This is a genomic window from Lelliottia jeotgali, assembly GCF_977070485.1.
The window spans coordinates 394867-406159 of the sequence record NZ_CDRVFO010000002.1 but is presented as its reverse complement, the minus strand read 5'-3'; the positions used below and the strand labels follow the sequence as shown (position 1 = coordinate 406159).

Sequence of the window (11293 nt, the reverse complement as noted above, 5' to 3'; positions counted from 1 at the left end):
TCAACCCTGCCCGGGACAGGCGATGGCAGCAGCCGGCGGTAAACCACCCCGGCACTTGAGCACACGCCATTGCGCGGGCCGCGCGTCGATGGCGATGCGCACCGCGGCCGGGGATGGATTGTGCGCAGCCTGTTGTGGCCTGCAGGCAAAAGCCAGCGCCTGCCCGGTTTCTGCCGCCACCTGCAAGCGCCGCAACGCACGGTCATCGGCACGCTCCGGCCAGCACAGTACGGCGGCGCAACTGCCAGAACGCAGGCACTGCTCGGCAGCCCAGAGCGCGTCGGCCTTTTCGGCATCGACCTGGACCAGCCAGCGCAAGTCCACCCCGGCAGCTTGCCAGGCCGGTGCGTAGGGAATGAAGGGGGGCGCCACCAGCACCACTCGCCCGCTATCGGCGGTCAGCCGGGCCAATGAGGGCCACAGCAGTTGCAGTTCGCCACACCCGGGGCTGGCCAGCAGCAATTCGCTCAGCGCAGCTGCGGGCCAGCCACCCTCCGGCAGCCGTTGATCAAGCGCCGCATGGCCAGTGGGCTGCAACCCGGTCGGCCGTACCCGGGCCTGCCGGCCGCGCCAGACCTGGCGCTGGTCCAGCAACCGGTCAAGATCGACCACCGCGCCCATCAGTCGCGCCTCAACAGGCCGCAGAACACGCCTTCGATGAAGAACTCGCGTTCAGGCCCGACATCGATCGGCGCATAGGCAGGGTTGCGTGGCAGCAACCGGTAGCCGCCCGGTTGGCGTTGCAGGCGTTTGATGGTGACCTCACCGTCGAGACGGGCGACCACGATCTGGCCATCACGGGCCTCGCCTTGCTGGCGGATACCCACCAGGTCACCGTCGAAGATACCGTCATTGATCATGGAGTCGCCGCGCACCTTGAGCAGGTAGTCCGGTGTGCGTCGGAACAGGCTGGGGTCAATCAGCAACTGCTCGTGAATGCCAAGGTCGGGGCCGATCGGCGCGCCTGCAGCCACCTGGCCCAGCACGGGCACTTCGAGAATTTCCGGGCGGCGCAAGGGTGCGGCCAGGCGGATGCCCCGTGCCTGGTTGGGCGTGACGTCGATGTACCCAGCCTGGCACAGGGCAGTGATGTGCTTGCGCGCAACGCTGCGTGATGCAAAGCCGAAGCGGATGGCGATGTCTGCAAGGCTCGGCGGTTGGCCGTGATCGGTGATGCGTTCACGGATGAAGTCGAGGATTGCGCGGCGTTTGGGGGTGAGATTGTCCATGGAGCACATTTGTACTCTTTTCAGCGAAAGCTGAACAGCCCCCTTCGTCGCCAGGTTTCGCTATCATCCCCTGACATGTGTTTTCTACTGCCTGGATGCCTGATGCTGACTGCACTGCTGTTCGATCTCGACGGAACCCTCACCGACACCGATACCCTGCATTTGCAGGCCTTCCGTCAGTTGTTGCGCGAACATGACGGCCGTGAGCTGACCCAGGCCCAGTTCGATGCCCAGATCAGTGGCAGGGCCAATGGGCCATTATTTGCCGAGCTGTTTCCAAAAGCCGGCGCGCATGAATGCCTGGCGCTGGCTGATCGCAAGGAAGCGCTGTTCCGCGAGCTGGCCCCTGCCCTTGAACCCATGCCGGGCTTGCTGCGCCTGCTGGACTATGCGCAGGCGGTCTGTATCGAAATGTGCGTGGTGACCAATGCACCCCGGCTCAATGCCGAGCACATGCTCAATGCAATGGGCCTCGGCGCACACTTCGAGCATGTACTGGTGGCCGAAGAGCTGGAACGGCCCAAGCCTGACCCGTTGCCGTACCTGACCGGCTTGCAGCGCCTGGGGGCAACGGCCGAGCAAGCGCTGGCGTTCGAGGATTCGTTGCCGGGCGTGAAAGCGGCGAGCGGTGCAGGGATCTTCACCGTGGGGGTGGCGACTACACAGACGGCAGAACGGCTGATGGCTGCGGGGGCCAGGCTGGTGGTGGATGATTTTGACGATCCGCGGTTGTGGGAGGTCATCGAAACGATGCAGTGTGCCGATTGAGTCTCATGGCGTGACTGGGATCGCGCGGCGCACAACCATTCGTCGTGGCAACAGGGCCTGCTGTCGATCTCACTCCTCCCCGCTCGACCACACTTGAACCCTCGTGCGGAGTCACCCTCATGAACCCTCAAAAGCCCGACATCGTCTCGCGCAGCCAATGGTTGGCCGCTCGCCGTCAGCTATGGCTGCATGAAAAGGCCTTCACCCACCAGCGCGATGAACTGGCCGCCGCCCGCCGCGCCCTGCCCTGGGTCAAGCTGGAACAGCCCTACCGTTTTCAAGGCGCGGAAGGCCAGCTGAGTCTCGCCGACCTGTTCGCCGGGCGCAGTCAATTGCTGGTCTACCACTTCATGTTCGCCGAAGGCTGGAGCGAAGGCTGCCCCGGCTGCTCGTTTCTCGCCGACCATTTCGACGGCGCCAACCAGCACCTGGCGCATCATGATGTTTCGCTGGTCGCCGTTTCGCGTGCGCCCCACGCTGAGTTCCAGGCATTTCGCCAGCGCATGGGCTGGCGCTTTCCCTGGTACTCGTCAAACGGCAGCAGTTTCAATGAGGATTTCGGCGTCAGTGTCGCCACTGAAGGCAACAGCCAATACAACTACGAACCCTATACCGGCAACGAAAGCGAGCTGCCTGGGCTGAGCGCCTTCTACCGGGAGCCGGACGGCACAATCTTTCATACCTACTCCACCTATGCCCGCGGGCTCGACATCCTGGTCAATACCTACAATTTCCTCGACATCGCGCCATTGGGGCGCAACGAGGCAGGCACCATGGATTGGGTGCGGCATCATGATCGCTACGAAAGCCAGCCCGGCAAACCTCATTGCTGCCATGACTGAACACGCCACAGTGCCGCCTGCGCCATGGCTGAGCAGCCCGGGCGGCACAATGGCTGCAGCTCGGCAGAATACGGCCATACTTGAGCCCGTCGCCCTTGCATTACAGGCCCCCCATGCTCAAGCGCTTGCCCATGTTCCACCTACGAACCCTGGTCGTCGGCATTGTCGTGCTGGCGTGCCTGGCAACCCTGTGCAACACCCTCGCTGTCGCCTACCGGGTACAGCACCACGCCTTGGTAGACCTTGAGCTGAAGGCCAACCAAGCCTATGCGAGCAAACTGGCATCGGATATCAACGAGTTCCTGCGCTCGGCACGCAACCACCTGTCCTACGCCGCCCGGCAACTGGACGGTGGCCTGGACGACATGACCATGCTGAAAAGGGAAGCCAAGCGACTGCAGGTGCAGGACAAGGACTTCAACTCCATCGTCATCGTCAACGCCCAAGGCCAGGTGCTGGTGGCTCATCCGAACACAGAGCAGATCACCAGCCACCACCAGCACTCCAGCGAAATCCGCCAAGCCGTGCAAGCCCGTCAGCCGTGGGTCAGTTCCGCCTACACCTCGCGCGGGGGCGAGCTGGTGATATTCGTTTCGCAGCCGATCTTTGCCGCCGATGGCCGTTACCTGGGCATTGTCGGCGGTTCGGTGTTTCTCAAAAAAGAAAGCGCACTGCATACGTTGATTGGCCTGCACTACCAACAGGACGGTACCTTCGCTTTCGTCGCCGACGGCAATGGACGCCTGCTGCACCACCCCGACCATGCGCGCATTGGCACCCAGGTCAGCAGCAGCCCGACGATCAGCGCGGCCTTGCGTGGCGAGGCAGGCACCCTTGAAGTGCCCAACTATATTGGCGTTCCCATGCTCGCAGGCTTTGCCCCGGTGCCTGAAGCGCACTGGGCAGTGGTGGTCCAGACACCGCGGGATCTGGCCTTGGCACCACTGGGCGAAATGACCCGCAAGGTGCTGCTTTATATACTGCCGGTCAGCATTATCGGCTTGCTGTTGATGCTATGGATGACCTACCGCCTGACCTTGCCGTTACGCCAACTGGCGCACAGCGCCAGTCACCTGTCCGCCACCCAGACCGGCGAACAGCTGCGCCGTATCGACGCGTGGTACGTAGAGGTCGCAGCCATCCGCCGCGCCTTGCTGACAGGCGAGCAATTGCTGCAAGAAAAATTCGGCAAGCTGCGCCAGCAGGCTCAGAGTGATGCCCTCACCGGCCTTGCCAACCGGCGTGCCATGCAACTGGCGCTGGACGCCTTGATGCAAAGCTCAAGAGCATTCGCCGTGCTGGCCCTGGACATCGACCACTTCAAACGGGTCAACGATACCTTTGGCCACGATGCTGGCGACGAGGTGCTCAAACACCTCGCCGAGCTGCTGCGTCACAATTCACGCCAGGATGACCTGCCCTGCCGGGTCGGTGGCGAGGAGTTCACCATGCTGCTGCCCGACACTGGCCTGGCCGATGCCCGGCGCATTGCCGAACGGATACGCAGCGCGGTCGAACAGGCCGATTCACCCCATGTGGGCAAGCTTACCGTGTCGATTGGCGTAGCCTGCCGCCGGCCCGATACACAACAGGCCGACAGCGTGCTCAAGCAAGCCGACGAGCAGCTGTACAAGGCTAAACACAACGGCCGCAACCGGGTCGAAGTGCTTGACCTCAGCCCCTCACCCCCAGCATTCCCCGCTCGACGATGAAGTCGATCACAGCCTGCAGGCCGTCGCCTTTCTTCAGGTTGCTGAAAGTCCACGGCCGCTCAGGGCGCATGCGCTGGGTATCGCGCTCCATCACCTCCAGCGAGGCACCGACGTAGGGCGCAAGGTCGGTCTTGTTGATCACCAGGAAATCGGACTTGGTGATGCCAGGGCCGCCCTTGCGCGGGATTTTTTCGCCTTCGGCGACATCAATCACGTAAATGGTCAGGTCGGCCAGTTCCGGGCTGAAGGTGGCACTAAGGTTATCGCCACCGCTTTCCACGAAGATTACTTCAAGGTTGCCGAACTTGCGCGCCAGCGCCTCCACGGCTGCAAGGTTCATCGAGGCGTCCTCGCGGATGGCGGTGTGAGGGCAGCCACCGGTCTCGACGCCGACGATGCGCTCGGGCTCCAGGGCGCCAGCCTCAGTGAGGATGCGCTGGTCTTCCTTGGTGTAGATGTCGTTGGTGACCACGGCGATCTGGTAGTGATCACGCATGGCTTTGCACAGGCATTCGAGCAGCGCAGTCTTGCCGGAGCCGACCGGGCCGCCGACGCCGACGCGCAGGGGTTGCTGATAGCTTTGCATGTAGGCAGTCCTCAGGAACGGAACAAACGGGTGTATTGGGTTTCGTGACGCGATGATGCAATGGCCAGCAGCGGCAGGCCGCCACCGAGCTGGTCGTCACCCAGCGCCAGGGCCTGGTCGATGACGCCGGGCAGAATCTCGCCCAGATCGCGCAGCAGGGTCTGGGCCGCCTGCTGGCCAAACGGCACCAGTTTCACCCCAGCCATGACCGCGCCTTCTAGCCAGGCGAAGGCATGCCCGAGGGCAAGCTCACGCAACGGGATCGACCAGTGCACGGCTAGCCAGGCCATACCGCCCAACTGGCTGAGCTCCAGGCTTGGGCGCCAGGCAGGCGCCTGGCCCAACTGCCAGCCATCGAGCAGGCGCGCCAGGGCCGCGCCACGCTGCTGCTCTTCCAGGCGCAGCTCGGCGGTTTCGCGGTTGGCCAGCAGAAAGCGGCTCCAGCGCGCAAACGCGTCGGCATCATCGGCCTTGCAAGCGTGGTACAGGCGCGCCAGCACTGGCCAGTCCAGGTAAGCGAGGGTGTCGTGCATCTGCTCGCGCTGCCAGGCGCTGAAGCTTTCGATGTCACGCACCCAACCCGCCTCGACGGCCCACTCAAGGCCCTGCGAGTAGGTAAAGCCACCCACCGGCAAGCCGGGGCTGGCCAGCTGCAGCAGGCGCAGGAGTGCCAGGTCGCTGTTCATCAACCGGCCAGCACCACTGCGGCGCCGGCAAGCATGCCGCCACCAAAGGCTTTCTGCAGGGCGCTATGGCGGCGCAGCAGGCAACCGACAGCAAAGCCCACTACCAGCAGCAAGCCGCTCACGGTAACGAAGCCGGCGCTGAACATCCAGAAGGCACTGGGCGTGGCCTCCACGCCGTGGGCCCAGCCATGGAACAGGGCGAACACCGGCATGGCCAGCGCCAGCAGCAACTGCCGGCTAGGCAGCAGTACGGCAACGCCAGCCACCAGCACCGACACGGCGATCATGGTCTCCATGCCCAGCACATCACCGAACAGATGGCCGCATAGCGCACCAGCGAACATTGCTGCCAGGGTTGCCAGTGGCAGCGCCAGGTTACGCCGGGTCAAGGCCGCCAGTACCCCGGTCCCCAACAGCATCAACAAGTGGTCAAGGCCGGTCAGCGGATGCAGCAGGCCATCGTGCAGCGGGTTGCTGTCGTGGCCCGGGTGGGCGAAGGCCGGCAGCGCAACCAGCAGCAGGGCAAGGGCAAGCGTTTTTTTCATTGTGGGCTCCAAGGGGCAGTTCAGGAATGGGCTGGCAGGCGCACGAAGGGGTGATCGTGCGCATGACTGTGGCTGTGCGGTGCGCTCTGGTAGGCACCGGCTTCCGGCTCGAACGGCGCCTGCTCGGCCTCGACCGCCAGGCCCAGGCCACGCAGCATGTCGTCAAGCACATGGTCATGCTGGTAACGCAGCAGGCCCGGCTGGATCTGCAGCGGGACATGGCGGTTGCCCAAGTGATACGCGGCACGCGCCAGCAGGTGCGGATCGCTGCAACGCACGGTCGATACGGCCTCGGGTGCTGCAAGTACTCGCACCACCTGGCTGCCGGCGGCATCGGCCAGCAGCTCGCCACCGCGCAGCAAGTGGCCGCGCTCGAGCATCAGGCCGGCCTCGCGGCCATCGTCCAGGGTAACGCGCAGGCGGCTCTTGATACGGCTGTCGACGTCGAGGGTAACGGTGCCGGTGATAGTGTCGGATTCATCGATCCGGCGGGTCAGGACAATCATCTTCGCTCCTTTAGAACAGGAAATAACGCTGAGCCAGCGGCAGTTCGCTGGCCGGCTCGCAAACCAGCAGTTCGCCGTCGGCGCGCACCTGGTAGGTCTGCGAATCGACTTCGATCACCGGTTGCAATGTGTTGTGGACCATATCGGCCTTGCGCACCCGGCGGCAGCCGTGAGCCACACCGATCAGGCTCTGCAAACCCAGTTCCTGGGCCAGGCCAAGGTCCATGGCGGCCTGGGGCAGGAAGGTCATGCGCGTGGCATGGCGGGCCGCACCGAGCGCGCCGAACATGGGACGGTAATGCACCGGTTGTGGCGTCGGGATAGAGCCATTGATGTCGCCCATGGGCGCTGTGACGATCATCCCGCCCTTGATGACCAGCGCCGGCTTGACTGCGAAGAAGGCCGGCGACCACAGCACCAGGTCAGCCAGCTTGCCCACCTCCACCGAACCCACCTCATGGGCGATGCCATGGGTGAGCGCAGGGTTGAGGGTGTATTTGGCGATGTAGCGCTTGACCCGGAAGTTGTCGCTGTAGCTGCTGTCCGGTGCCAGCGGGCCGCGGCGCACTTTCATCTGGTGCGCGACTTGCCAGGTACGCAGCACCACCTCGCCAACGCGGCCCATGGCCTGAGAGTCGGACGAGGTCATGGCGAAGGCGCCCATGTCGTGCAGGATGTCCTCGGCGGCGATGGTTTCACGGCGGATGCGCGATTCGGCGAACGCCACGTCCTCGGCGATGCTCGGGTCCAGGTGGTGGCAGACCATCAGCATGTCGAGGTGTTCATCGACGGTATTGACCGTATAGGGCAGGGTCGGGTTGGTCGAGGACGGCAGCACGTTGGCCTGCCCCGCCGCGCGGATGATGTCGGGTGCATGGCCGCCGCCGGCCCCTTCGGTGTGGAAGGTATGGATGGTGCGATCACCGATGGCGGCCAGGGTGTCTTCAATGCAACCGGATTCGTTGAGGGTGTCGGTGTGAATCGCCACCTGGATGTCCATTTCTTCGGCGACGCTCAGGCAGCAGTCGATGGCTGCCGGGGTAGACCCCCAATCCTCGTGGAGCTTCAGGCCCACCGCGCCTGCAGCGATCTGCTCGCGCAGCGCTTCAGGGCGCGAGGCATTGCCCTTGCCCAGCAAGCCGATGTTGATCGGCAGGCTGTCGGCCGCCTGGAGCATGCGCGCTAGGTACCACGGCCCTGGGGTGCAGGTCGTGGCATTGGTACCGGTGGCAGGCCCGGTGCCGCCGCCGATGAACGTGGTAACGCCACTGGTCAGCGCCTCTTCCACCTGCTGGGGGCAGATGAAGTGAATGTGCGAATCGATGCCGCCGGCGGTAACGATCTTGCCTTCGGCCGCGATCACTTCGGTGCCAGGGCCGACCGGCACGGTGACGCCTGGCTGGACGTCAGGGTTGCCGGCCTTGCCGATGGCAGCGATACGCCCGTGCTTGACCCCGATATCGGCTTTCACGATGCCCCAGTGGTCGATGATCAGGGCGTTGGTCAGCACCAGGTCCATGGCCTGGGCCGCGAGCATCTGGCCCTGCCCCATGCCGTCGCGGATGACCTTGCCACCGCCGAACTTGACCTCTTCGCCGTAAACCGTGAAGTCCTTCTCGACCTCCACCCACAGGGCAGTGTCGGCCAGGCGCACCCGGTCGCCGACGGTAGGGCCGAACATGTCGGCATAGGCCCGACGTGAGATACGGCTCATGCCTTGCCCTCCAGTGCGCCCATCACTTTGCCCTGAAAGCCATACACCTCGCGTTTGCCAGCGTAGGCCACCAGCTGCACGGTACGCGCCTGGCCCGGCTCGAAGCGCACGGCAGTGCCGGCCGGGATGTCGAGGCGAAAGCCGCGGCTAGGCTCGCGGTCGAACACCAGTGCATCGTTGACCTCGTAAAAATGGTAATGCGAGCCCACCTGCACCGGCCGGTCGCCATGATTGGCCACATTGACACTGACCGTTTCACGGCCGACATTGAGTTCGATGTCGCCGGCGGCGACCTGGATTTCACCTGGAATCATGCTGGGCTCCTCGGCCAGGTCAGACGATAGGGTCATGCACAGTCACCAGCTTGGTGCCGTCAGGGAAGGTGGCTTCGACCTGCACGTCATGGAGCATCTCGGGAACACCGTCCATGACCTGCTCGCGACCGATCACTTCGCGGCCCAGGCTCATCAGCTCGGCTACCGTGCGGCCATCGCGGGCGCCTTCGAGCACGGCGGCACTGATCAACGCCACCGCCTCCGGGTAGTTGAGCTTCAGGCCACGGGCCAAGCGCCGTTCCGCCAACAGTGCGGCGGTGAACAGCAGCAGTTTGTCTTTCTCTCTCGGGGTCAGCTCCATGGCGCTCTCTCAAGTGGCCCAGATGCGCGGCGGGCACGCCGGCAGGCCGAGAACGGCCGGCCGCAGGACGTGCCAGAGGCGCTGCAGGGTGTGTTGCAGATGTTGGTTGTCGTGGTCCAGCAGGCGAATCACCAGCAGCGAACCCAGCAAGGTGGCGCCGGCGGGGGTTTTCAGTTCATCGAGCAGGTGCCGCACCTTTTCCAGCACGGACGGGTCTGCCGGGGACGCACAGAAGGTAGCGAGCAACGGGTGGCCGCCGAGCTTTTCGAGCTGGCCACCGCTGATGCGCAGGCGTTCGTGCAAGCCTGGGTCGTCGGGTAACTCGATGCTCAGACGGCTGTCCAGCGCGCCCTGATCGAATCGCTCGCCCATCACCGGGCGGCCCAGGCACAGCGTTTCCCAGGCCAGCAGGCGGGCCCCGGGCTCCAGGGTGAAGCGGCTGTCGAGGCTGGCGCGGGCGCCGGAGAAGAAAATGCTGTCCTGCGGCAGCCACTCCAGCGTGCTGCCAGCTTGCAGGTGAAAGCGCTGGGTAAGCCGCGCGGTGGGGCCAATGCTGCGGTAGAACTTGCTGGCGCCAGGCATGGTCAGCAGCGCATGGCTGCCGGGTTCCAGATGAATATCCAGCTCCAGGCGGTCGCCGGCGACGATGCCGCCAGGCGGGTGCAGCACATAGACGTGGCAAGGCGCACCTTCCGGGTAGAACGGCCGCTGCACCAAAAGCGGGCCGAAATGCCGGCGCGCACCAAGGCGGGTCACGCCACCACCCTCGACAAAGCGCAACTGCAGGTGGGCACTCCAGCCTGCATCATGTTCAGATTGTTCGACGCGCTCCGCCAGCAACATCCTATAGCCCCTGATATCCACGGCCTGGTGGCCGTTAAGAGGATCAACGCCGCGCACCGACGTGCTGCAGGCCTGACCACTCGATCAAATTCGATTGGCTGGGATATAGCAGTTTGCGGGCCAACTACGCAGGTGAAGCCATATGAAACATATTGCGCGAGGCTCTGGCATGGGGCATGCCGGGTCATGACGCACGACACAAGGGCACTGATCAGCCCTGTTTCGGTGCTTGAATCTGCCAGAGTAATCACCGCGTACAAGACAGCTCGCCGCGACAATCAGTAGACTGGCAATCCACTTGAGTACCGCCCACGGCCAAGGAACAGCCATGCTTCTCGCCCCTGCCATCCCCATCCTGCGCATTTTCTCGGTCGAAAAGGCCAAGGAGTTCTACCTCGATTTCCTCGGCTTCACCCTGGACTGGGAGCACCGCTTCAGCCCGGATCTGCCTTTGTATGCGCAAATCCACCGCGACGGCCTGGTCCTGCACCTGAGCGAGCATCACGGCGACGCCTGCCCAGGTTCGACGGTGTTTGCCCGTACCGATGAACTGCTGGCGCTGGAACGTGAACTGCAGGACAAACAGTACAGCTACGCCCGCCCTCAGGCCGAGCGTGTCGACTGGGGCCTGCAGATGCAGATACGTGACCCGTTCGGTAACCTGTTGCGTTTCTGCCAGCAGATCGATGACGAGGCCGCGCAATGAAAGCATTGGGCAAACGCGAATTGGCGCGCCTTGAGCGTGAACTGGTGGCGTGCCTGACCGACGCCTGCGAAACGGCCAAGGCGCAAATCGTCGGGTTCAGCTGGCTGACACATCGCCTGGACCCTGATCAGTTCCCTGCAAGCTTGCGCATTACCTGGGTATTCGAGCGCGAGGTGGACAAGGCCGCAGCGCTGGCGAGTGATGCGAAGGTACACATGCTCAAACTGACGGCCCAGGCGCTGGACGAGGCAGGTATAAGGCTGGATCACCCGGCATGGCATGTGCGCTTCGACAGTGAAGAAGCCTGCCAACGAAGCCACGCAGGCGACTGGAACAAGCGCTTGCAGGGGCGTTGAGGCCAACAGGCGAGCGGTGATTTACCTCCCCTCGCCTTTGCGCTAGGCTCTTGCATCTCGCTACAGGAGGTATTCGTCCAATGCGCCATTGATGCCGCCGTCCCTTCGACGGCCAGCCTTCAGCCTCTGGTTTGCTCCGGAGATGTCGCGGCATGAGTGGAGTT

15 protein-coding genes are annotated in these 11293 nt (G+C 64.0%); 5 read left to right on the top strand and 10 right to left on the bottom strand.

The window, feature by feature from the left end:
• Together imuA and lexA are read right to left on the bottom strand one after the other, a co-directional pair.
• Positions 1–621: a translesion DNA synthesis-associated protein ImuA gene (imuA, locus tag ACW4TB_RS04375; RefSeq protein ID WP_279933121.1), complete on the bottom strand. Its 621-nt coding sequence runs from the start codon at positions 619–621 to the stop codon at positions 1–3.
• Entirely contained in the window at positions 621–1229 is a 609-nt protein-coding gene (lexA, locus tag ACW4TB_RS04370; protein ID WP_080516513.1) for a transcriptional repressor LexA, read from the bottom strand. Before lexA ends, imuA begins: the two co-directional genes overlap by 1 nt.
• Positions 1230–1331: 102 nt before the next feature.
• Here lexA and ACW4TB_RS04365 point away from each other — a divergent pair, with 102 nt between their 5' ends.
• The 3 genes from ACW4TB_RS04365 to ACW4TB_RS04355 all read left to right on the top strand — a co-directional run bounded on the left by ACW4TB_RS04365 (position 1332) and on the right by ACW4TB_RS04355 (position 4551).
• A complete protein-coding gene (locus ACW4TB_RS04365; RefSeq protein WP_012314284.1) occupies positions 1332–1997 on the top strand; it encodes an HAD family hydrolase in 666 nt (221 codons plus the stop codon).
• A 119-nt stretch (positions 1998–2116) separates the two neighbouring features.
• Positions 2117–2839, top strand: a complete 723-nt coding sequence (locus ACW4TB_RS04360; RefSeq protein ID WP_279933117.1) for a DUF899 domain-containing protein — start codon at positions 2117–2119, stop codon at positions 2837–2839.
• A 131-nt stretch (positions 2840–2970) separates the two neighbouring features.
• Positions 2971–4551, top strand: coding sequence for a sensor domain-containing diguanylate cyclase (locus ACW4TB_RS04355; protein WP_279933115.1), 1581 nt, complete (start codon positions 2971–2973; stop codon positions 4549–4551).
• Here the strand turns inward: ACW4TB_RS04355 and ureG are convergent.
• The 8 genes from ureG to ACW4TB_RS04315 are packed head-to-tail and all read right to left on the bottom strand — an operon-like array spanning position 4514 to position 10064.
• A complete protein-coding gene (gene ureG, locus ACW4TB_RS04350) occupies positions 4514–5137 on the bottom strand; it encodes an urease accessory protein UreG (RefSeq protein WP_012314281.1) in 624 nt (207 codons plus the stop codon). The two genes, ACW4TB_RS04355 and ureG, sit on opposite strands and share 38 nt — an antisense overlap.
• Before the next feature lie 11 nt (positions 5138–5148).
• Positions 5149–5823 carry an urease accessory protein UreF gene (locus ACW4TB_RS04345; protein WP_279933113.1) on the bottom strand — a complete coding sequence of 225 codons (675 nt, stop codon included), beginning with the start codon at positions 5821–5823 and terminating at the stop codon, positions 5149–5151.
• Complete coding sequence (locus tag ACW4TB_RS04340) at positions 5823–6368, bottom strand: HupE/UreJ family protein (protein ID WP_012314279.1); 546 nt, start codon at positions 6366–6368, stop codon at positions 5823–5825. The genes ACW4TB_RS04345 and ACW4TB_RS04340 overlap by 1 nt, the downstream gene beginning before the upstream one ends.
• A gap of 20 nt (positions 6369–6388) precedes the next feature.
• Positions 6389–6874, bottom strand: a complete 486-nt coding sequence (gene ureE / locus ACW4TB_RS04335) for an urease accessory protein UreE (protein ID WP_012314278.1) — start codon at positions 6872–6874, stop codon at positions 6389–6391.
• Between the two features lie 10 nt (positions 6875–6884).
• Positions 6885–8588, bottom strand: a complete 1704-nt coding sequence (ureC, locus tag ACW4TB_RS04330; protein WP_279933110.1) for an urease subunit alpha — start codon at positions 8586–8588, stop codon at positions 6885–6887.
• Positions 8585–8902, bottom strand: a complete 318-nt coding sequence (locus ACW4TB_RS04325; protein WP_012314276.1) for an urease subunit beta — start codon at positions 8900–8902, stop codon at positions 8585–8587. The genes ureC and ACW4TB_RS04325 overlap by 4 nt, the downstream gene beginning before the upstream one ends.
• 19 nt (positions 8903–8921) lie before the next feature.
• The gene (locus ACW4TB_RS04320; protein ID WP_012314275.1) at positions 8922–9224 is read right to left on the bottom strand and encodes an urease subunit gamma; all 303 of its coding nucleotides are present in this window, start codon (positions 9222–9224) and stop codon (positions 8922–8924) included.
• A 9-nt stretch (positions 9225–9233) separates the two neighbouring features.
• Positions 9234–10064 (bottom strand): urease accessory protein UreD, encoded by an 831-nt coding sequence (locus ACW4TB_RS04315; protein WP_455842896.1) that lies wholly within the window; start codon positions 10062–10064, stop codon positions 9234–9236.
• Positions 10065–10395: 331 nt separating this feature from the next.
• Between ACW4TB_RS04315 and ACW4TB_RS04310 the strand changes: the two genes are divergently transcribed.
• Both ACW4TB_RS04310 and ACW4TB_RS04305 read left to right on the top strand, forming a co-directional pair.
• The gene (locus ACW4TB_RS04310; protein ID WP_012314273.1) at positions 10396–10773 is read left to right on the top strand and encodes a glyoxalase superfamily protein; all 378 of its coding nucleotides are present in this window, start codon (positions 10396–10398) and stop codon (positions 10771–10773) included.
• Entirely contained in the window at positions 10770–11129 is a 360-nt protein-coding gene (locus ACW4TB_RS04305) for a hypothetical protein (RefSeq protein WP_012314272.1), read from the top strand. The genes ACW4TB_RS04310 and ACW4TB_RS04305 overlap by 4 nt, the downstream gene beginning before the upstream one ends.
• Positions 11130–11293 lie beyond the last annotated feature (164 nt).

What these genes read in the sequence shown, in the direction of transcription:
- imuA (WP_279933121.1), bottom strand. Translation starts at nt 621, where the DNA reads ATGGGCGCGGTGGTCGATCTTGACCGGTTGCTGGACCAGCGCCAGGTC.
- lexA (WP_080516513.1), bottom strand. Translation starts at nt 1,229, where the DNA reads ATGGACAATCTCACCCCCAAACGCCGCGCAATCCTCGACTTCATCCGT.
- ACW4TB_RS04365 (WP_012314284.1), top strand. Translation starts at nt 1,332, where the DNA reads ATGCTGACTGCACTGCTGTTCGATCTCGACGGAACCCTCACCGACACC.
- ACW4TB_RS04360 (WP_279933117.1), top strand. Translation starts at nt 2,117, where the DNA reads ATGAACCCTCAAAAGCCCGACATCGTCTCGCGCAGCCAATGGTTGGCC.
- ACW4TB_RS04355 (WP_279933115.1), top strand. Translation starts at nt 2,971, where the DNA reads ATGTTCCACCTACGAACCCTGGTCGTCGGCATTGTCGTGCTGGCGTGC.
- ureG (WP_012314281.1), bottom strand. Translation starts at nt 5,137, where the DNA reads ATGCAAAGCTATCAGCAACCCCTGCGCGTCGGCGTCGGCGGCCCGGTC.
- ACW4TB_RS04345 (WP_279933113.1), bottom strand. Translation starts at nt 5,823, where the DNA reads ATGAACAGCGACCTGGCACTCCTGCGCCTGCTGCAGCTGGCCAGCCCC.
- ACW4TB_RS04340 (WP_012314279.1), bottom strand. Translation starts at nt 6,368, where the DNA reads ATGAAAAAAACGCTTGCCCTTGCCCTGCTGCTGGTTGCGCTGCCGGCC.
- ureE (WP_012314278.1), bottom strand. Translation starts at nt 6,874, where the DNA reads ATGATTGTCCTGACCCGCCGGATCGATGAATCCGACACTATCACCGGC.
- ureC (WP_279933110.1), bottom strand. Translation starts at nt 8,588, where the DNA reads ATGAGCCGTATCTCACGTCGGGCCTATGCCGACATGTTCGGCCCTACC.
- ACW4TB_RS04325 (WP_012314276.1), bottom strand. Translation starts at nt 8,902, where the DNA reads ATGATTCCAGGTGAAATCCAGGTCGCCGCCGGCGACATCGAACTCAAT.
- ACW4TB_RS04320 (WP_012314275.1), bottom strand. Translation starts at nt 9,224, where the DNA reads ATGGAGCTGACCCCGAGAGAGAAAGACAAACTGCTGCTGTTCACCGCC.
- ACW4TB_RS04310 (WP_012314273.1), top strand. Translation starts at nt 10,396, where the DNA reads ATGCTTCTCGCCCCTGCCATCCCCATCCTGCGCATTTTCTCGGTCGAA.
- ACW4TB_RS04305 (WP_012314272.1), top strand. Translation starts at nt 10,770, where the DNA reads ATGAAAGCATTGGGCAAACGCGAATTGGCGCGCCTTGAGCGTGAACTG.